Annotated in this window: 22 protein-coding genes; 6 read left to right on the top strand and 16 right to left on the bottom strand. The window is 48.1% G+C overall.

The annotated features are described in order from the left end of the window. Window positions 1–163: 163 nt before the first annotated feature. The 6 genes from K7B07_RS22465 to K7B07_RS22440 form a co-directional block, all read right to left on the bottom strand. Window positions 164–1,264, bottom strand: coding sequence for an AI-2E family transporter (locus tag K7B07_RS22465; protein ID WP_223712784.1), 1,101 nt, complete (start codon window positions 1,262–1,264; stop codon window positions 164–166). Between the two features lie 35 nt (window positions 1,265–1,299). Further along, complete coding sequence (locus K7B07_RS27830; protein WP_223712783.1) at window positions 1,300–2,667, bottom strand: methyltransferase RsmF C-terminal domain-like protein; 1,368 nt, start codon at window positions 2,665–2,667, stop codon at window positions 1,300–1,302. A 137-nt stretch (window positions 2,668–2,804) separates the two neighbouring features. Then, window positions 2,805–4,238, bottom strand: a complete 1,434-nt coding sequence (locus tag K7B07_RS22455; RefSeq protein WP_223712782.1) for an NAD(P)(+) transhydrogenase (Re/Si-specific) subunit beta — start codon at window positions 4,236–4,238, stop codon at window positions 2,805–2,807. A 99-nt stretch (window positions 4,239–4,337) separates the two neighbouring features. Then, a complete protein-coding gene (locus K7B07_RS22450) occupies window positions 4,338–4,697 on the bottom strand; it encodes a four helix bundle protein (RefSeq protein ID WP_223712781.1) in 360 nt (119 codons plus the stop codon). 35 nt (window positions 4,698–4,732) lie between these two features. Beyond that, window positions 4,733–5,035 carry an NAD(P) transhydrogenase subunit alpha part 2 gene (locus K7B07_RS22445; protein WP_223712780.1) on the bottom strand — a complete coding sequence of 101 codons (303 nt, stop codon included), beginning with the start codon at window positions 5,033–5,035 and terminating at the stop codon, window positions 4,733–4,735. A gap of 13 nt (window positions 5,036–5,048) precedes the next feature. Continuing rightward, window positions 5,049–6,170, bottom strand: coding sequence for an NAD(P) transhydrogenase subunit alpha (locus tag K7B07_RS22440; RefSeq protein ID WP_223712779.1), 1,122 nt, complete (start codon window positions 6,168–6,170; stop codon window positions 5,049–5,051). Between the two features lie 178 nt (window positions 6,171–6,348). Between K7B07_RS22440 and tpx the strand changes: the two genes are divergently transcribed. Together tpx and K7B07_RS22430 are read left to right on the top strand one after the other, a co-directional pair. Next, complete coding sequence (gene tpx, locus K7B07_RS22435) at window positions 6,349–6,846, top strand: thiol peroxidase (protein ID WP_223712778.1); 498 nt, start codon at window positions 6,349–6,351, stop codon at window positions 6,844–6,846. Between the two features lie 72 nt (window positions 6,847–6,918). Continuing rightward, window positions 6,919–7,506: a TMEM175 family protein gene (locus K7B07_RS22430; protein WP_223712777.1), complete on the top strand. Its 588-nt coding sequence runs from the start codon at window positions 6,919–6,921 to the stop codon at window positions 7,504–7,506. Here K7B07_RS22430 and K7B07_RS22425 read toward each other — a convergent pair. The 6 genes from K7B07_RS22425 to K7B07_RS22400 form a co-directional block, all read right to left on the bottom strand. Next, a complete protein-coding gene (locus tag K7B07_RS22425; protein ID WP_223712776.1) occupies window positions 7,503–8,303 on the bottom strand; it encodes an O-methyltransferase in 801 nt (266 codons plus the stop codon). The two genes, K7B07_RS22430 and K7B07_RS22425, sit on opposite strands and share 4 nt — an antisense overlap. A gap of 44 nt (window positions 8,304–8,347) precedes the next feature. Continuing rightward, entirely contained in the window at window positions 8,348–8,836 is a 489-nt protein-coding gene (locus tag K7B07_RS22420) for a dihydrofolate reductase (RefSeq protein ID WP_223712775.1), read from the bottom strand. Window positions 8,837–8,877: 41 nt separating this feature from the next. Next, complete coding sequence (locus tag K7B07_RS22415) at window positions 8,878–9,702, bottom strand: thymidylate synthase (RefSeq protein WP_223712774.1); 825 nt, start codon at window positions 9,700–9,702, stop codon at window positions 8,878–8,880. Window positions 9,703–9,770: 68 nt separating this feature from the next. Beyond that, window positions 9,771–10,853, bottom strand: a complete 1,083-nt coding sequence (locus K7B07_RS22410; RefSeq protein ID WP_223712773.1) for a tetratricopeptide repeat protein — start codon at window positions 10,851–10,853, stop codon at window positions 9,771–9,773. 107 nt (window positions 10,854–10,960) lie between these two features. Further along, window positions 10,961–11,608 (bottom strand): NAD(P)-dependent oxidoreductase, encoded by a 648-nt coding sequence (locus K7B07_RS22405; RefSeq protein WP_223712772.1) that lies wholly within the window; start codon window positions 11,606–11,608, stop codon window positions 10,961–10,963. Between the two features lie 61 nt (window positions 11,609–11,669). Further along, window positions 11,670–12,074 carry an Rrf2 family transcriptional regulator gene (locus tag K7B07_RS22400; RefSeq protein ID WP_223712771.1) on the bottom strand — a complete coding sequence of 135 codons (405 nt, stop codon included), beginning with the start codon at window positions 12,072–12,074 and terminating at the stop codon, window positions 11,670–11,672. Between the two features lie 136 nt (window positions 12,075–12,210). On the opposite strand from K7B07_RS22400, the gene K7B07_RS22395 reads away from it, so the two are divergent. Next, entirely contained in the window at window positions 12,211–12,648 is a 438-nt protein-coding gene (locus K7B07_RS22395; RefSeq protein WP_223712770.1) for a DUF6526 family protein, read from the top strand. A gap of 765 nt (window positions 12,649–13,413) precedes the next feature. On the opposite strand, the gene K7B07_RS22390 is transcribed toward K7B07_RS22395, so the two are convergent. The 3 genes from K7B07_RS22390 to K7B07_RS22380 all read right to left on the bottom strand — a co-directional run bounded on the left by K7B07_RS22390 (window position 13,414) and on the right by K7B07_RS22380 (window position 17,263). Then, window positions 13,414–14,073, bottom strand: a complete 660-nt coding sequence (locus tag K7B07_RS22390) for a gluconate 2-dehydrogenase subunit 3 family protein (RefSeq protein ID WP_223712769.1) — start codon at window positions 14,071–14,073, stop codon at window positions 13,414–13,416. A gap of 33 nt (window positions 14,074–14,106) precedes the next feature. After that, window positions 14,107–15,786 carry a GMC oxidoreductase gene (locus tag K7B07_RS22385; RefSeq protein ID WP_223712768.1) on the bottom strand — a complete coding sequence of 560 codons (1,680 nt, stop codon included), beginning with the start codon at window positions 15,784–15,786 and terminating at the stop codon, window positions 14,107–14,109. A 241-nt stretch (window positions 15,787–16,027) separates the two neighbouring features. Then, window positions 16,028–17,263 carry a proline dehydrogenase family protein gene (locus K7B07_RS22380; protein ID WP_223712767.1) on the bottom strand — a complete coding sequence of 412 codons (1,236 nt, stop codon included), beginning with the start codon at window positions 17,261–17,263 and terminating at the stop codon, window positions 16,028–16,030. A 133-nt stretch (window positions 17,264–17,396) separates the two neighbouring features. On the opposite strand from K7B07_RS22380, the gene K7B07_RS22375 reads away from it, so the two are divergent. Further along, the gene (locus tag K7B07_RS22375) at window positions 17,397–17,906 is read left to right on the top strand and encodes an acyl-CoA thioesterase (RefSeq protein ID WP_223712766.1); all 510 of its coding nucleotides are present in this window, start codon (window positions 17,397–17,399) and stop codon (window positions 17,904–17,906) included. Between the two features lie 3 nt (window positions 17,907–17,909). Here K7B07_RS22375 and K7B07_RS22370 read toward each other — a convergent pair whose 3' ends face one another. Then, window positions 17,910–18,473, bottom strand: coding sequence for an NADPH-dependent FMN reductase (locus K7B07_RS22370; RefSeq protein ID WP_276225289.1), 564 nt, complete (start codon window positions 18,471–18,473; stop codon window positions 17,910–17,912). Between the two features lie 204 nt (window positions 18,474–18,677). Between K7B07_RS22370 and aroQ the strand changes: the two genes are divergently transcribed. After that, entirely contained in the window at window positions 18,678–19,103 is a 426-nt protein-coding gene (aroQ, locus tag K7B07_RS22365) for a type II 3-dehydroquinate dehydratase (protein ID WP_223712765.1), read from the top strand. 14 nt (window positions 19,104–19,117) lie between these two features. Continuing rightward, a complete protein-coding gene (locus K7B07_RS22360) occupies window positions 19,118–20,350 on the top strand; it encodes an MFS transporter (protein ID WP_223712764.1) in 1,233 nt (410 codons plus the stop codon). Window positions 20,351–20,464: the final 114 nt, after the last annotated feature.

Genomic DNA, 20,464 nt, shown 5'->3' with positions numbered 1-20,464 from the left:
AATCCTTTTACAGGCAACACATCCAAAAACCGCTTGTTTCTGAAGCGAAATTGCCCAAAAAATACCAGACAACCGCTACAAATCGTCTCAATAGTTAATCAAAATAGTTCATAATCTACCGGCACCCGTCCGTTTTCCACGCCAGGCGGGAACGGCGCTCCGATTATCTTTTGTTCCGGGCCCTTGCCAGCAGGATGCGCCGCTTTCCGCTGTCGAGCTCACCTTCTTCCCCCATCAGCATTCCCCAGGCATGCAATCCCTCTACCCGGTCAAAAATGATCTTGAGGATGGCAAGGAACGGGATACAGAGAAACATACCTGATATCCCCCAGAGCATCTCACCTATAATGATCCCTATAAACGCGATCATCGGGTTCAGCTTTACCTTGGAACCTACCACCAGCGGCATTACGACATTGCTGTCGATCGCATGTACAATGATAAACGCTATCACTACCAGCAACACTTTTCCACTGCCTACCGTGGCAAAGGTGATCAGGCAGCTGAACAGTAATACGATGATGATCCCCAGATAAGGGATCACGTTAAAGATCCCGCCCATAAATCCCAGCAAAATGGGGTATTTAACACCCAATAAAGACAATAACAGCATCAGCATTACAGAAACGATCAGCATCTGGATCAGCAACCCGATAATGTATTTTTTTATGATCGATTTTACACGCTTTACGATCCCCTCCACCCGGTTCTTATGTGCTTCGGCGAAAACAGAGATCAGGAAAACATACAGCACCCGGCGGTAGTTGAGGATAAAAAATGTAAAAAGTATGGTGAATCCCAAAAATATAAGGCTGGAGGATACAGTGGTCAGGGTTGTGCCCAGGATCAGTGCACTTTGAGCCACCAGCTTTTCAGCACCCTGGTTGATATAATTCCATTGTTTTTTGGCATTGATGTGAAACTTTGAGCTGATCCAGTCCTGGGTATGGTAGAATGCCTGCAGACCGTTCTGCCTGAGTTGCGGCCAGTCTTCGGTAAACGACCGCGCCTCGGTACTGAAAAAAGCAATAACGCCGGCAAAGATCAGTATCATAAGTAATACCACCACTGTAGTGGCCAGGCTTCGTTTGAACCGGCATTTCCGTTCAAAAAAAACGGCAACAGGTAAAAATAACAGGGCCATTAGAAAAGAAAAGAACATCGGGGCAAACAAGGTATGCCCCAGCATCAGCAGATAGCCCATGGCAATGATACAAAAAAGGACGAGGGACAACCGTACCAGAAAAGAGAGTGATGGATTCATGGCAGATGATTATTTTTAATGCGGATAATTGATATTTAGCGCTCCTGCGAAGGATATTCTTTTAATATCCGGAGTTCCTTGGGATAATAGTTGTTCACGCGGTTCGGCAGCACATTGATCCAGCCCAGCGGATGGTCTTTAAACGTGGCCAGCTGCCAGCCTTTCTGCGCTGCTTCTATCGAAATATCCTTACGCTGCAGGTAACGGATGGCGGCCTCTTTTGATAAGGGAGCACGGATCACTGCAGCAGCAGTTCTCCCGCTTAATGCCAGTGCATGGTCCGGCACCAGTTTCTCCCGCATCAGCTCCCCCGCAAGCAGCCCGGAATACAGCACCCGCAGCCTTTGTGCCACCAGATCCAGCGACTCGAACAACACCTCGTTCCAGGCATAGACCTTTCCGCCAAAGGAAACAAACCGCAGCCCCGTTGTGCTGATCCATTTTTCCAGCGGCGCTGTTTCTTTTGCAGGCAATGCCTTAGTGGATGCGCGGTATTTACCCAAAGCGGCAGCCGTACTCTTTTTCCGGAATACTCCGATAAAGAAACCCTCTCCTTTCAGCAGGTGTGGCCAGAACCGGTATCCGAAAGCATTGCCGGATCGCGCCGGCACAATATTCCAGGTCTCTTCCGTTTTCAGTTCCAACCCTTCCAGTCCGGCCGTTTCTGTAAGCCATTTCAGCAACACTTCGTCCTCTTCCTCCGAGTAGGAACAGGTGGAGTAGATCAGGATACCGTCTTCCTTTAGCGCCGGCAAAACATCTGCCAGGATACGCTGCTGGCGCTGACTGCAGAGTGCGACATTATTTTCGCTCCATTCATCAATGGCTTCTTCATCCCTGCGGAACAGGCCGCTGCCGCTGCAGGGAGCATCTACCACCACCACATCAAAAAAACCGGGCAGCGCTTCAAAATCCTTCGGATCATTATTGGTTACGGCAATATTCTCCGCCCCCCATTTTATCACATTGTCCCTTAATACCGCAGCACGACTGCGGATCACTTCATTGCTGACCAGCAAACTTTCCGGATGGAGCAATGATTGCAGGTGCGTTGTCTTTCCCCCAGGAGCGGCACAAAGATCCAGCACTTTTAATGGCTGACTGCAATCAGTTGTCTGCAGCAGGGCCTGCTCCAGGAACATACTGCTGGCTTCCTGCACATAATAACAACCGGCATGAAACAGGGGGTCAAAAGTAAATGGGGGGCGCTCTGATAAATAAAATCCGTACCGGGTCCAGGGCACAGGAATACTATTTACATGAATTGGCAGATGATCCGTTTTGGAAGGATTAATACGGACAGAAGTGATCTTTTCGCCGCTCGTATGCACCTGCAGGAAAGCGGCTTCGTCAAAACCCGGAAGTCCCCGCAGAGATGTGATAAATGCTGATGGTAACTGCACCCTGCAAAACTAATGATTTGACACCTGTAAACCCGTGGCGCCGGCAGGGTTTATTTCGGGCAGAGTCTCCGGGAAAGAGCCCGCGAAAAATGCCTGTGCCTGTCATAGCAACAGAAAAGCCCGGCAGGAAAAATAGTTTAAATATTCTTAAGCGCCGCCGCCAGCTCCTGCAGTACTTTTTTGGCATCGCCGAACAGCATGGAGGTCTTCGGGCTAAAGAACAATTCATTCTCAATGCCCGCATAGCCAGGTTTCATGCTCCGCTTATTGACGATCACCATTTTTGCCAGCTCCACTTCCAGCACCGGCATGCCATAGATGGGAGAAGCCGGATCCGTTTTTGCAGCCGGGTTCACCACATCATTGGCGCCAAGTACCAGTACCACATCCGCATGAGGAAAGACCTCATTTGCCTGTTCCATTTCCAGCAGTTTCTCATAGGGCACATCTGCTTCGGCCAGCAACACATTCATATGTCCCGGCATGCGGCCTGCCACCGGGTGAATGGCATATTGTACTTCCACACCCCTGCTCTCCAGCAGTTTTTCCAGCTCATGGCAGGTATGCTGCGCCTGTGCTACGGCCAGTCCGTATCCCGGCACGATCACTACTTTCTGGGCATAGCCCATTACGACCGCAGCATCCGTAAGACTGATCTCCTTTACGGCTCCCTGGGCTTTGTTACCGGCAGCAGCAGCGGTACCGCCGCCAAAAGATCCCACCAGTACATTGAGTAAGGAACGGTTCATAGCCCTGCACATCAGGATCGTAAGCAGGGTTCCGGCTGCACCTACCAGGATCCCGCCGGTCAGCATCACTTTATTATTATATAAAAATCCGCCGCAGGCGGCCGCTACACCGGTAAAAGAATTGAGCAGGGAGATGACCACGGGCATGTCGGCGCCACCGATGGGCAGCACAAACAGCAGTCCGTATACCAGTGCCAGTGCAAGGACCCCGTAAAAGATCCAGCTTGCGGAAGCATCAAACCGGACGACCAGAAAAACGGAAGCCAGCAGGATGACCAGCAATACAAGAAGGTTTACGATATGCTGTCCTTTAAAAGAACGGTCTTTGATTGTCCCGTTCAGCTTTCCCCAGGCCACGACACTGCCGGAAAAAGAGACCGATCCGATGATCAACCCCAGCAGAATGATCACCAGGTGGCCGGTAAATGCGGGAAGCGCTGTGCTTCCGTAATAGGTATCCCTGATGGTATGATGCAATTCCCCCAGGTAATCAAATTCCACGATCGATATCAGCGCCGCGCAGAGTCCGCCCATGCCATTGAACATGCTCACCATTTCCGGCATGGCCGTCATCTTTACTTTTTTTGCAGCAAGCGTGCCGATGACCGCACCGATAAAGATGCCGCCAAAGATCCAGCCGTAATTACCCAGCCGTGTTCCTCGTTCATCCTGGTATAAAAAAACCGTTCCCAGAATGGCCAGCAGCATGCCCGCCGCTGCAATAAGGTTCCCTCTACGCGCAGTAGCCGGGCCAGACAATAACTTCAGTCCGATGATGAAGGTGATGGAGGAGATCAGGTAACAAAACGTAAGCAGATTCATGAAAAATATTAAGTTACTAAGTTCTAAATATTAAACCCTAAATTCTAAATACTAAGTACTAAGCATTAAATTCTAACATCGACCCTTATTGAAATTTATTTAGCTATTAAGCTTCCGTAAAATAGCAGCAAAAATCCTCATCAGCTCATCACTTTCCCGGATCAACGCCTGTCGCTCGTTTTCCAATTCAATTTGATCATAAATTAAAAGATGTTTCATCCAGAGTTTTGTTTCTTTCGATTCCTTTTTACAGATCCTGATTTTATGTTTCAGGTCCTTATCGCCCAAATTATCATTAGCTTCAATATAATTGGCGGCCACAGAACCTGCGGAACGCAATACCTGTTGTATATAAACCCTGTTAAATAAATCTGCCTTTAGCTTCAAACAAAAGTTCCTGACCGCGAGTGAAAACTTCTCAGTTCTGTTTTCCAGGTCATAAACTTTATTCTCAGACATTAAAATTTAGAATTTAGTGCTTAGTGTTTTGAATTTTACCTTTTCTTTTTCCTAAACATCTCCAGCATCCGGTCCGTTACCACAAAGCCGCCTACTACATTGAGCGTGCCTACCACAACCGCCAGGAAGCCGAGTATCAGTGCCAGGTAATTGCCGGGTTCGGCCTTCCCCATGACGATGATGGCTCCGATAATGACCACCCCATGAATGGCATTGGCGCCGCTCATCAACGGGGTATGTAATACGCTGGGTACATGCCCGATGACCTCAATACCCACAAAGATCATCAGCACTACAATGTAGATGATCTGCTGATTTGCTGCTATCCATTCCAACATAATACTTGTTTTATTATTTGTCCAGCAGGGAGCGGATACGTTCATGCACCACGGCTCCGTTATGCGTGATACAGGCCCCTCTGACCAATTCATCTTCGCTATTTAGCTCCAGTTCCCCTTCCTTATTAATGAGGAGTTCCAGGAAATTACTCACATTCCTGCCGTAGAGCTTACTGGCATCTGCCGGCATGGTGGCCGCCAGGTTTGAATTTCCAACAATAGAGATCCCGTTGAGCACCATTGTTTCGTTGTCTTTTGTAAACGGCGTATTACCACCCGTTGCAGCTGCCAGGTCCACGATTACGGATCCGGGGCGCATCGCCTGCAGCATGCTTTCGGTGATCAGCAGGGGAGCTTTTTTGCCGGGTATCTGTGCTGTGGTGATGATAATATCCGCCCTGGCCACACTCTCTGCAATACGTTGCTGCTGCTGCTGCCGGTAGGCTTCCGACTGCTCCACCGCATAACCGCCGGAAGTACTCGCATCTGCAGCGCCCTCCACCTCCACAAACTTTGCCCCAAGGCTCAGTACTTCTTCTTTAACCGCGGGGCGGGTGTCAAACACTTCCACTACTGCCCCCAGACGGCGTGCGGTAGCTATGGCCTGCAAACCGGCCACTCCTGCTCCGAGGATCAGCACTTTTGCCGGTGCAATACTCCCTGCTGCGGTCATGAACATCGGGAAATAGCGGGCGTACATACCTGCTGCCAGTAAAACGGCTTTATAACCGGCGATATTCGCCTGGGAGCTCAATACATCCATGGTTTGTGCCCGGGTGGTACGGGGCAGCATATCCAGTGAAAAAAGTGTACTGCCTTTTGCTGCGTACTCCTGCATCAATTCCGGATTGGATAACGGCTGGTACACACCGATCATCGTTTTTGCTGCCATTTCGGAGGAAAGGAATCCCGGCAAATGAATGGATAACAGTACCAGGGCGTTCTTCTCTACTTCGGCACGCGGTACAATCCCGGCACCGGCTTTTTCATAGTCTGCATCGCTGCAAAGAGCTTTTGTTCCGGCACCCGGCTCCACATAAACCGTATGGTTCTTTTTTACGAGTGCAGCTACTGCATCTGCATTAAGGGACACTCTGGTTTCAAAAGAAGGTTCCTGTAAAACGCCAATGATCATACACAAGGTTATACCAGGTAAGTTAAAGAAATTAACCGTAAAAACGGCGGAGGTCCCTGTGGATTTTTATACCGGTTACCCCCAACTGTTATTTTATCTTCAAAAAACCGGGAGCAGCCGGTGATTGCAAAATAATTTTGCTTTCTTTGTGTTTCACCTATTATATAAATTCAATATTATGGCATCAATTACGTTAAAAGGGAATCCGGTTACCACTGTTGGAGCATTACCTGAAAAAGGAAGCAAGCTGAAAGATTTTACACTGGTCAACTCCGGGCTGGCAGAGAAAAAGCTGTCGGACTATGCCGGTAAAAAGATCGTACTGAATATTTTTCCCAGCGTTGATACCGGTGTTTGCGCGGCATCCGTGAGAAAATTCAATGAAAAGGCCGCGGCCCTGGACAATACAGTAGTACTGAACATTTCCAAGGACCTGCCGTTTGCACTCAGCCGCTTCTGCGCCGCAGAAGGCATCAGCAATGTAGAAACCCTTTCCGATTTCAGGGGTGATTTCGGCGATGCCTACGGGGTCACTTTTGCCGATTCACCGATGAAAGGCCTGCTGAGCCGTGCCGTTGTAGTGGCCAATGCCGACGGCGATGTGGTTTATACGGAACAGGTTCCCGAGATCACTTCAGAACCCGACTATGAGGCAGCACTGACCGCATTACAATAGTCCATCCTGTAAAAAATTCCAAGGTGTATAAATTCTCTTTATATTTATACACCTTTTTTTATTTTACATTATATGACCAAGTCAAGACTCGAAGCCTTCAGCGATGGTGTGCTCGCCATCATCATTACCATTATGGTGCTGGAACTGCGTCCGCCGGAAGAGGACTATACACTGAAGTCGCTGCTGGCATTGCTTCCTACTTTCCTGAGCTATGTATTGAGCTTTATTTATGTGGGTATTTACTGGAACAATCACCACCATATGTTTCACCTGGTGGATAAGATAAACGGAGCCGTTCTCTGGAAGAACCTGAACCTCCTGTTCTGGCTATCGCTCTTTCCTTTTACCACTGCGTGGATGGATCATCACTATATGCAGCCGCTGCCCGTGGCAATATATGGTATAGTGCTGGCCATGGCAGCCGTGGCCTATTTGATCCTGCAGAAGGAACTGATAAAAGCCGGCGGACCGGATTGCAAACTGGCCCGGGCTGTAGGGACTGATTCCAAGGGGAAAATATCCGGCATCCTCTATATTGCGGGGATCGGTTCTTCTTTTGTTTCCACCTGGGTGGGGATCGCGCTGTATACGATCGTGGCGATCATCTGGTTCATTCCTGATAAACGGATCGAAAAAATATACCGCAATGAGGAAGATTAGAACCGGATCGCAAATTGTTGCTTTTCCTTAAATGCTTTCCGGAAACTTACAATACCGATATAGAACAGGTCGATGTCACAGGTCACCGCGGCATCCGACACCACTGTTTTCCAGGCGGCTTCCATTCCGCTGCTCCAGTGAATATCATCGAAGATCAGCAGGGTTTCTTCATGCGTATGCGGCAACAGCTGCCTGAAATAACGTTCCGTAGGCTCCTGGCGGTGATTGCCATCCAGGAAAACAAGATCCAGCTTCGGCATTTTTTCCAGCACTGCCGGAAGGGTATCATCAAAATTCCCCTCCACCAGTTCGATGTTCTTCAGGCCCAGATCAGCAAAATTACTCCGGGCCAGATCCGCCACTGCCGGTGCGCCCTCCATCGTAATGACCCTTGCGTCCGGCGCGGCTGCAGCCAGGTATGCCGTGGTAATACCAAGGGAAGTCCCCATTTCCAGTATGTGCTTAGCACCGTAATGACGGACCATCCGATACATGAGTTGTCCGAACTTGGCAGGCTTGGCTGCATTTTTTGCAATAGATGCCACTTTACGGGCACTTGATTTTGTTTTGGCGGAACCGGCACCAAAATCATCCACGATAAGCACCGCAGGGTCTTTTTTTAGTTTCCGGCGCAGGGATTCCACTTTGTCATAATCCGGATAACGGGTAAAATCATTCATCACCCGCGTGATGAACTCAAACACAAAAGGAGAATGCATTCCATGTCCTTTGCTGTTGGAAGCATGGATATAATAATTGAAATATTTCGATGCAGCAATTAACGGAGAATAGACCAATGTAAAATTTAGAATTTAAAATTTGGAATTAGAATTTGCCGCCGTTATCGCTCCCAGAGCTCAAATGTATAATCAAACAGGTGTTTATCATCCGCTTTATACTCCTGCTTGCTTTTCAGGGTCCAGGCGTTCTGATCAAATACCGGGAAAAAAGCATCTCCTTCAAGAGCGGTGTCCACACGGGTAAGGTAAATGCGGTTGGCCTTTGGAAGATAAAGTTTGTAGATCTCCCCCCCTCCTATGACCATCAGTTCCTTGACATCCATTTCCTTTACCAGCAGTTCCACATCCTTCAGGCTGCGGGCAACAATGGCGTTATCGATCTTCAGGTTTTTGTTATTGCTCAGGACGATATTCTTTCTGCCGGCCAGTGGCTGCTTAAAAGATTCAAAGGTCTTACGTCCCATTACAACCGGCATCCCCCAGGTTACATTTTTAAAATGCTTCATATCATTGGGCAGGGACCACAGTAATTTGTTATCCTTACCGATGACATTATTATTGGATGCGGCGGCTACCAGTGATATAATCATAAATGTAAAATAATAGTATAAAATTTAAATGCAGGCCTGTGTTAAACCGCCACCACACCTTTGATACCGGGATGTGCCTGATAGTTTACCAGTTCAAAATCACCGTAATTAAAATCAAAGATACTTTTCACCTCCGGGTTGATCTTCATTTGCGGCAAAGAATAGGGCGTGCGGGATAATTGCAGCTTTACCTGCTCCAGGTGATTGCTGTAGATATGTACATCCCCAAAGCTGTGTATGAATTCTCCCGGCTCCAGGCCGCATACCTGGGCGATCATGAGCGTCAGCAAGGCGTAGGAGGCAATATTGAAGGGCACGCCCAGGAACACGTCTGCCGACCGTTGGTAAAGCTGGCAACTGAGGCGGGGCTTTCCAGGCATTCCGTCAGCTGTTTTCGGTGCCGCCACATAAAACTGGAACAAGGTATGACAGGGCATCAGCGCCATTTCCGAGAGTTCACCTACATTCCAGGCACTGATGATCAGACGGCGGCTGTCCGGGTTCTTTTTGATCTGCTGAATAAGGTCTGTGATCTGATCCACCACTTTACCGTCCTTTCCTTCCCAGCTTCTCCACTGCTTTCCATAAACAGGACCCAGGTCTCCGTTTTCATCGGCCCATTCATCCCAGATACGTACCCCGTGCTCCTTCAGATAACCAGTATTGGTATCGCCCTTCAGGAACCAGAGCAATTCATAGATAATGCTTTTCAGGTGCAGTTTCTTTGTAGTGACCATGGGAAACCCTTGCTGAAGATCAAAACGCATCTGGTACCCGAATGTGGAAATGGTGCCCGTACCTGTGCGGTCGGTCTTTTCAACCCCCTCATTCAGAATATGTTGTAACAAATCTAAATACTGCTGCATGGCTGCAAGATAACGATTATAGCGCCATCCCGGAAATCTGCGGTATTACCTGTGCGAAACCTGTGCATTCACTCCTTCCCGGCTGCCGCAGCAACGGGCCATTTATAGTTCATCGCCCAGGCCTGTAACTCTTTCATTTGCTCCTGGTGATCCTGCACCCATACTTCGTTCATCACATTCCCGGTGGGAAAAAAGATATGGTGGGCAAAACTTTCCGTAAGTGCTTCCTGGTGCAGCCTGGTGAAAAACGGCATATAAAATGTTCCGTAAAAACCGGTATGCCCCTTCTGTTCTGCCAGGTTCCCGATCACCTGCTTCAGCAGATAGGCAAAACGGTCGGCCGGAAGCATTTCCTTTGTTTTTGATACGGCAGCAGCTGCATTTAGCCCCAGGAACAGCTCCATCGAACTGAAATCATCATCCGCTGCTGCACTTTTATTGCTGCGTTTTACCAAAGCCCCGGGAGCAATATCAATGGAATAATGTGCCGAATCCTGTTGCTTTACACCAGCCTCCACAATGGATCGTACGGTTGTCAGCGCTTCCTCTGCCCGTTTACTTTTGTTGTCATACAGGAGGTATACCAGCAGTGGCATCATGCCCGCCATCTTATTCCTGCGGTGGTACATAATCCGTCCCAGCAAAAAATGCGATGCCGGGTGGCGCGGATTCTTTAATAAAGATTGCTTCAACTCATCGACCCCTTTCCCGGCTTCATTCATCCGGAAATACGTGATGGCCTTGTTGTAATTCAGCATATTATAGGCCGGTACTTTTTTTATTCCGGCATCATAAATTTTCAATGCCTTTTTATGATCGCCTTCTTCGTCCACTGCAGATCCCCAGGTACTGTAGGCATTGCCGATCATAGCAGGCTCTGCGTCTTTATTTTCAATAATAGCCTGGCTCAATTCAATCGCCTCTTTGTATTTTTTTGACGCCATCAGCGAATAGGTCTTCTCGTACTGGGCTACTATATTCGTGGGGTCGGCAGCAAGCACTTCCTCGTATTTTTTGATCGCATCGGCATACTGGCCCCGTTCATGCAGCTGCACCCCCTCCATCATAAGTGTTTTTATCCGTGCCGTATCCTGACCGTTTACACCAGACCCTATCCAGAGTGCTGCTGTCAGTAAGAACCATTTTTTCATCGCTGGCATTTCTTTCAAAGTTACAATGCTGATCCTGTATCTGCCGCATAAAAAAGCGGCCCGAAAAACAATACTTCCCGGACCGCTGCGCCCCATTGAACTTAACGTTAATACGCTGCTGTAAACCGCTTGCCGATGTGTGCCGCTTTTTCAGCCTCATCCACCAGTACCACTGCAAGATCTTCTACTGATAAAGTGCTCCGTCCTTTGTCATCAAAAACAGGTGCCTCGGTACCCAGGCGGTATTTACCCGTACGCCCGGCATCAATCCCCGGGTGCATTTCAATGGCCGGACTAAAGAAGGTCCAATCCAGTTGCTGGTTGGCCCGGATAATGTCCAGATAATCCCTGGCAGCAGTGGCGCCGGCTTTGTATTCCTGCGGGAAATCGGGTCCGTCCACCAGCTGCTTTCCATCAATAAACAGGCTTCCCGCACCGCCTACAACGATCAGGCGTTTAACACCTGCTTTTTCCACAGCAGCTTCGATATGCCGGGAACCGGCCAGGAAATCCGCATAAAGATTGGGGTTGCCCCATCCGGCATTGAAGGCGCTGATCACCACATCATTCCCTTTTACAGCCTCAGCTAGCGCTGTTTCATCCGTTACATCCACATTTTTAAGCGTCAGCCGGTCTGCGCCGGCGATCCCGGATGTATTCCGGGCAAGAGCCGTGACCACATGTCCTCTTTTAAGTGCTTCCTTTACTACAGCGCTGCCTACAAAACCGGTAGCTCCGATAATTGCAATTTTCATTGTTTGAGATTTTTTAAAGATTAAAATGTATTATTTTTTATTACAGTTAAATTGAAAAAAATTATACCTGGTCCAGCAGGTCTTTAATTGTAATGGAATGAAACCGTTTCAGCAGTGCCTGTTCTGCTTCCTGATTCAGGTCGTCCATAATTGTGCTGATGCGTTTGCCCACCGCGCAATGCTGATTGGGCAGGTTCTTGGAATGCGCAAACAGCCCTTCGTTATAAACGATTTTATAAAGATCGGAAAGACGGATCTTCGACGGAGGTACCGCAAGACGGCTCCCTCCGTTCTTCCCTTCCTGTGTAAGTACCAGTCCTGCTTCCCGCAACATGCTGATCTCCTTGCGCACCAGTACCGGATTTATGTTGATGCTGCCGGCAATATAAGAAGAAGCTGCTTCTTCCTTTTCCCGCCCCAGCAAGGTCAATATATGGATTACTGTTGCAAAACGTCCGTTGATCATTCTGTAATTATTTTTATTACAGTACAAAAATATGGATAATCTGCTTTGCAAATCATATCCGGAATGTTAAAATTTTATCCACACAGAATCCCGCCATTTTCAGGTGATTCCGTTAACTTAACAGCAAATTTTTATCATGGCCGACCAGCATTTCAAAAATCACGTCCGTTACTACCCACCTCATCACTTTATTTTTTATCCCGTTTTACTGATCCTGGAAGCGGGCGCGGTTTATAATATCTTCAATGATCCTGCGCTGAAAACGGTATGGGTCTTTATTGCCCTGCTGATCCTGCTGACCGGCTGGCTTTCCTATATGCTGCGCCAGCATTATGCGCTTACGCTTCAGAACCGTATTGTGGTACTGGAAATGCGGCACCGGTATTTTGTGCTGACCGGCCAATCATTTGACGCGCTGGAGCGGCAACTGTCCTTTTCACAGATCGCGGCACTGCGGTTTGCCCCGGATGAAGAACTACAGGCGCTGATTAAAAGAACACTGGAAGAAAAACTAGCTTCCCGCGCCATCAAACAACAGATCAAAAACTGGAAAGCAGATACGATGCGGGTATAAATATCCCCGATTACCACGAAGGCTGCGAAGCACAAATTTTCAGAAAGGCAGCTGCTGCAATATCCTGATGCCGATTAAAACCATTAAGAAGTTAAGGGGCTTTAAGTTTTTTGGTGCTTAATGAATCCTTGCATACAAGTCTAAACTTCGTGTGTCTTCGTGGCTTAGCGTCTTTGTGGCACACTTACCGGTAAAAACCATTAAGGAATTAAGGCTCATTTAGAACACCGGCCGCTTAAAAATTCTTAATAGCTGAATGACTTTCAAAAACCGTTGCAGATAATCCAAGCTTCGTGTTTCTTTGTGTCTTAGCGTCTTTGTGGCATACTTGCCGGTAAAAACCATTAAGGAATTAAGGCTCATTTAGAACACCGGCCGCTTAAAAATTCTTAATGGCTTAATGACTTTCAAAAACCGTTGCAGACAATTCAAACTTCGTGTTTCTTCGTGGCTTAGCGTCTTTGTGGCATATTTACCCGTAAAAACCATTAAGGAATTAAGGCTCATTTAGAACACGGACCGCTTAAAAATTCTTAATGGCTGAATGACTTTCAAAAATCTTTACATACAAGTCTAAACTTCGTGTGTCTTCGTGACTTAGCCTCTTTGTGGCATATTTACCCGTAAAAACCATTAAGGGGTTAAGGCTCATTTAGAACACGACCCGCTTAAAAATTCTTAATAACTTAATGGTTCTCAAAAATCCTTGCATACAAGTCTAAACTTTGTGTTTCTTTGTGTTTTTGCGCCCTGGTAGCATACCATCTACATTGCCCAGGCCTTATCTCCTTTCTTATAAGGATAATTTCCATCATAACGGCCCGGAGTTTCCACATAACGCAGTGCCTTGGTCATGCCGGTTTCTGAGCTGAAGTAGCCCCAGAGCGTGAGCTGCCGCATCATGGTAAAATAATGCGGCGGGTAATTTTCTTTCAGATAGGAGGCCCCAAAATCATTTTTGGCAGCCGCGGATCGTATCAGTTCCTCCTGTTCTTTATCAAATGCTTCTTTTTCTTTTTTGTAGACATCGGTATTGACATAGGTTTTAGCCTCATTATAAAGTGCTGTCAGAAATGCAGCTTTATCGCCCTGGGACAATTTTTCAAACGGTATTTTGTATTTCTTCTCGCAAGCCGTCTTTAGCTGGCTAAGGCCATCTGTAAATACCTGTTGTTCCCGGGTGGTATAGCAATCTGCTATTACTGTCTGCATAAAGGCCCCCACATGCGCCGCTTTTGCCCCTCCGGAATCCGGAGTGGCCGGAATGATGGTTTCGCCGATCTCATCCAGCAGTGCTATATCCGCTGTTGTAAACAAACCGCTTTTTTTACCGGCGGGCTTACAACCCGCTAAAAAGGCCTCTGCTCCCACCAGTGTTCCGCCCAATAAAACGGAAACGGCGGTTAAAGCTTCTCTTCTGTTCATAGTTCTGAAGTTTTTAATGCGACTTAAACCTGTTCAGAGGTTTTGTTTTTTTAATTCATCAATGGCGTGGTCTACAGCACGTGCGGTAAAAGCCATATAGGTCAGGGAAGGGTTTACACAACCTGCCGATGTCATAAATGAGCCATCGGTCACAAATACATTGGGCGCATCCCATATCTGGTTCCATTTATTCAATACAGAAGTCTTGGGGTCATGCCCCATGCGGGCGGTTCCCATTTCGTGGATGCCCTGCCCCATAACGCCGTCATTGTCGAAACCGTAAACATCCTTTACGCCGGCTTTTTCCAGCATTTCCTTTCCGTCACTGATGATCTCCCCGCGCATTTTTTTCTCATTCTCTTTTAATTCCGAATCGATCGCCAGTACATTCAATCCCCATTTATCTTTCCGGTCTTTATCCAGCGTTACCACGTTATCATGATAAGGTAATACTTCACCAAAACCGCCGATCCATACATTCCAGCCACCGGCTTCCGTAAGTGCTTCTTTTAATACCGCCCCCACTGCGATCTCCTCGGCGGCCTGTGTGCCTCTTCCGCGCCCGGCCCCGCCCTGGTAACCAAATCCGCGGATATAGTCCCGCTTTTCCCCATTCAGATTCCGATACCGGGGAATGTACACTCCGTTGGGCCTGCGGCCATAGGTGTATTTATCCTCATAGCCTTCCACCCGCCCGCCTGCTCCGGAGCCCAGGTGGTGGTCCATCAGGTTATGTCCGAGTTCTCCGCTGCTGCTGCCCAGTCCGCCCGGCCACACATTGGTTGCGGAATGCAGCAATACCCATGCGCTGTTGAGGGTGGAAGCATTCAGAAAAACGATCTTTGCCTTGTATTCATAGGTCTTATTCGTTTCTGCATCCAGTACTTCCACACCTGTGGCCCGCTTTTTATCCTTATCATAGAGGATCCGGGTTACAATGCTCCAGGGTCTTAGGGTGAGGTTCCCGGTCTTCATTGCCGCGGGAAGCGTGGAGGACTGTGTACTGAAATACCCGCCGTACGGGCATCCCAGGTGGCATTTATTCCGGTACTGGCATTTGGTGCGCCCCGGCAGTGCTTCCGTCAGATGGGCACACCGGCCAATGATCATACGCCGCTGATCATTATACGCCTGTTTGATGCGGGCCGCAATATCCTTTTCCACAACATTCATTTCCATGGGTGGCAGGAACTGTCCGTCCGGCAGCTGCGGCAGCTTTTCGATACTGCCGCTTACGCCGATAAAACGCTCCACATGATCATACCAGGGAGCGATCTCGGCATAGCGCACCGGCCAGTCGATACCGATCCCTTCTTTGGCATTGGCCTCATAATCGATATCACTCCAGCGGTAGGTCTGCTTCCCCCATAACAGGGAGCGGCCGCCTACCTGATATCCCCGGAACCAGTTAAATTGTTTGACTTCCGTATAGGGGGTTTCGCTGTCATTGGCCCACCAGTCCAGGTTGACCTCACTGGGACCAAATCCCCGGATACGGTTGGAGTTGGCTTTCTTTTGTGCCAGGGTCATATTACCGTGGTGTGCAAATTCCCAGGGGCCCTTGCCTGCGTTTACGTAATCCGTTATATGCTTTACATCTTTGCCGCGTTCAAGCAGCAATACCTTCAGTCCCTTTTCACACAGCTCCTTTGCTGCCCATCCGCCACTGATGCCGGAACCGATCACAATCGCATCATAATTTGTCTCTGCCATAACTTATGAAATTGCTTTAAGGAATGTATCAATAAAAATGGCTATCGTTTTTTGCAAACAATACGCACGTTATCTGCCGATAAATATAGCACATTTTTCCAATTATGTAATCGATTACATAATTTTATAAAAAATAGTACAAAGACATGCCTGCTGCTGTAAATCATATAAAAAGGGAAACCAAATATGCCAACCGGCCTGCATCAAATGCAGTACTGCTTCTGTTGCGGACCTGGCACAATCAGGCGCCTTTTCTTCTTTTAAGCTCTGCCTGGATCAATCCCAGCTCCCGGCCGGTCTGGCCTTTAACAGAAGTGTTTTCCTGCGCGCGCCGCATCAGGTAAGGGATCACATCCTCAATTGGTCCGAAGGGTAGGTATTTACTGACGCTGCATCCGGCTGCAGCCAGGTTAAAAGTGATATTATCGCTCATGCCGTACAACTGGCTGAAATGCACATGCGGATGATTTAGGGGAACCTGGTGTTGCTGCAACCATGCCACCGCGTCCAGGTTACTTTTTTCATTATGGGAAGCAATTACCAACGCGATCCGGTCGAGGTGTTCAAGACTGAACCGTACTCCTGCATTATAATCGCTGTCGGAACTTGCTTTATCCGGCTGTATCGGTGAAGGATAGTTCTGCGCTGCTGCCCGCGCCCGCTCTTTTTCCATATATGCACCACGGACCAGCTTTACAGCCAGCAGGAAATCCCGCTCTGCAGCGGCATCATAACAGTCTTTCAGAAACTGCAGCCGGTCGTGCCGGTACAATTGTACTGTGTTATAAATGACAGCAGTCGTTTTGTTGAACGAATCCATCATTAAAATGGTCAGCGCGTCCACGGGATCCTGTATCCAGGTCTCTTCCGCATCGATCAGTACTCCTATCCTTTTTTCTGCTGCCCTTTCGCAGATGCGCAGTAACCGGGTGCGTACGCGGTGCCATTCCTCTTTTTCTGCCGGATCCAGCTGCTCGATCACCTGCAGGTAGCGCTTGATCAGCGTACCGGAGGCCGCATGCATCAGCCCGTCGATCTTTTCAAGCAGCGAGAACCTGGAGAAGCCCGTGATCTTCACGCTCATAAAAGGAATATTGGGTTGTGTTGCAGCATAATCGATCACCCGGATGAACTCATCCGCTGCATGATCGTATTCCGCCTCCCCGTCGTCCCCTCCTTCCACTCCATAGTCCAGGATCACCTGAACGTTGTATTGTCCCAGCTTTTCAGCCACTTTTGCGGTTTCTGCAAGTGTTTCCCCGCCTACAAACTGCTTAAAGATCGTGCTGCGTATCATCCCTTTAACGGGCAGTTTGTTCTTTATTGCCCAGGGGGTAAGCCGGGTACCCAGCTTTACCAGTGCCGGCTGTCCCATTAAGGAAAACAAGAGTTTCGCCTGCTTTAATTCTTTTTCTGATTTGTATTTAAATGCGAGCTCCGTATTGTCGAATGATACGGATGTGTTTTTTTCCTGCATATAACCTTTAACAATATCCGGCAAAGGTAAGGTCGCCGCCTGTTCCGTTTATAAAAAAATTGACCAGGCGCAACCGTTTGAACAGCGGTTTTATAAATTAACTACATCCCGTTACTTTTGCAAAAAATTTGAAATGGCAAAAAATCCTGCAGACAGTTTAATAGTGATGACCGAGCTGGTATTGCCCAACGATACCAATACCTTTGGCAACCTGATGGGCGGCCGCCTGATGTACTGGATGGATATTGCCGCCGCGCTCTCCGCTCAAAAACATTCCAATCTTCCGGTAGTAACTGCATCTGTTGACAATATTTCTTTCGAGAATCCTATCAAACTGGGAAATTCCGTTCATATAGAAGCAAAGGTTACCCGTGCTTTTAATTCTTCCATGGAAGTACATATGGTGGTGCATGGAGAAGACCTGGTAAACCGCTACCGTTATAAAAGCAATGAGGCTTATTACACTTTTGTAGGGCTCGATCCGCATGGCAAACCCGCTGCTGTTCCTGCAGTGGAGCCGGTGACGGATGTTGAGCTGCTTTTATTTGAGGGGGCACTCCGCCGCCGTCAGCTCCGGCTCATCCTCGGTGGTAAAATGAAACCTACGGATGCGGCAGAGCTGCGGGCACTGTTCCAGATGTAGTGATTATTTATCGTTTCCAAGTGTACCCGACACCCATTCCGAATAGGCTTTCAGAAAACCGTCAAGAAATTTTTCCAGACGCGCTCCTGCTTCCGGTTGTGCCGCATCAAAACAAGCGGCAATATTGCTCAGGTAAGCCTCCGGCTGTTGCATCATGGGCACATTCAAAAATACCATTGATTGCCGCAGGTGATGATTGGCCCCGAAAGCGCCCAGGCCGCCGGGTGTAACGCTTACCACTGCACCGGGTTTTCCATTCCACACACTTTTTCCATAAGGCCGGGAGCCGACGTCTATGGCGTTTTTCAGCAATCCCGGAACCGAGCGGTTGTATTCCGGCGTTACAAAAATAATCCCGTCTTTTTCACGCATGGCTTCGCGGAAACGATGCCAGGAAGGCGGAACCTGTTGCTCCAGGTCTTCATTATACAAAGGAAGATCGCCGATCTCAATAAGTTCCAGCTTCATTCCGGAAGCTGCCAGGCGGATCATTTCCAGTGCCACTTTGCGGCTGTAGGAGGCGGCCCGCAAGCTCCCCACCAGCAGCCCTATTTTTTGAACAGACATTGTAAAAGGTTTGGATAAAAATAGTCGAACCCTGCAAAAAAAACAAACTGCAAAACATTAGACATGCTAAAGCCTTGAAGATATGATTAACTCTCCCTTTGCGTATCCTTGCGAACCTTGCAGTTCTTTACCTCCTAAAATTTCAATTCCAAATAAGCGGTTTCCTCTCCCAAATGTTTATATTAGCCCATTAAAATATCACAGATGCATCTTGTAATTATAAACGGCCCCAACCTCAACCTGCTGGGCAAACGGGAACCCGGTATCTACGGAGACTCCAGTTTTGAATCATTCCTGGATCAGTTAAAGGCTAAATATCCGGCCATCCGCTTTGACTATTTCCAGAGCAATGTAGAGGGCGAGCTGGTAAATGCTTTGCAGCAATACGGGTTTGAAGCGGATGGTATCATCCTTAATCCCGCAGCCTATACCCATACCTCAGTGGCCATAGGCGATGCGATTGCTTCCATCCGCACCCCGGTAGTGGAAGTACATATCAGCAATGTACATGCCCGCGAAGACTTCAGAAAAATATCACATGTAAGCGCTAAATCCGCTGGCAGTATCATCGGACTCGGATTAAAAGGCTATGAACTGGCAGTCAATTATTTACAGGATTTAAAAAAATAATTACTTAACGCTGTATGAACCATCAGAAAAAGGCGTCCATTTTCAGCCTTACCGTAGTTGTGGCTGCCCTCGGTTACTTCGTCGATATTTATGATCTCCTGATCTTTGGTATCATCCGCATTCCCAGTCTGAAGGAACTGGGGCTCACCGCGGATGAAATCACTACGAAAGGCGAATGGATCCTTTCCGCGCAAATGGCGGGTCTGCTGATCGGTGGTATTCTATGGGGAATCTGGGGGGATAAGAAAGGACGTGTAAAAGTGCTCTTCGGATCCATCCTGATCTATTCCATCGCCAATATCTGCAACGGGTTTGTTCAGAACATCACACAGTATACGGCCATCCGTTTTTTTGCAGGCATCGGCCTGGCGGGTGAACTGGGCGCCGGCATTACGTTGGTAGCCGAATTACTACCCAAAGAAAAACGTGGCATCGGAACTTCGATTGTAGCCGGTTTTGGTGTGCTGGGTGCCGCTGTTGCCTTTCTGATAAAAGAAGAGTTTCACTGGCGTACCTGCTATTTTATTGGAGGTGGGCTTGGTATCCTGTTGCTACTCCTTAGAATTTCGGTGCTTGAATCCGGCATGTATCACCGGATGAGCGAAACCAGTGTAAAAAAGGGACAGTTCTCTATGTTATTCAATAACAGGGAACGTTTCGGCAAATACCTGAAAAGTATCTTTATCGGACTTCCAACCTGGTTCGTCATCGGTGTGCTCATCACTTTCAGCAGTGAATTTGGAAAACAATTCGGGATCCGCGAAGAGATTGATCCCGGCCGGTCGATCATGTATGCCTATATCGGGCTTGCTATCGGGGATATTGCCATCGGACTGGTGAGCCAGTGGCTGAAAAGCCGTAAAAAGGCTTTGTACATCTATTATGGCCTTACGATCCTCTCCATTATACTCTATTTTACCACCCAATGGAACGGCTCTGCCGGCTGGATGTACACCCTCTGCTTCGTTCTGGGCTTCAGTATTGGCTTCTGGGCTATTTTTGTTACGGTGGGTGCAGAACAGTTTGGTACCAACCTCCGGGCAACGGCAGCCACCACCGTGCCGAATTTCGTAAGAGGATTACTCCCGCTCATTCTGTTTTTGTTCAAAGAAATACGGGGCATCCAGGGTATCGGATACGTGAACGGAGCTGTTATAACTGCGGTTATTGTCATGCTGGTATCCTCTGTAGCAGTGCTTACCCTGCCGGAAACGTTTCATAAAGATCTGAATTATGAGGAAGCATAGAAATTCTAAAATCTAAACACTAAATGCTGAAATCCCGGTTCCAAAATACAACGGTTCAGTGCTAATTCTGATGGCTATCAGAGCCCGAATCGCAAATCTCAAATCCCAAACGCT

It is taken from the genome of Niabella beijingensis (assembly GCF_020034665.1).
GTDB lineage: Bacteria > Bacteroidota > Bacteroidia > Chitinophagales > Chitinophagaceae > Niabella > Niabella beijingensis.
This window is presented reverse-complemented; position numbering and strand designations above follow the sequence as displayed.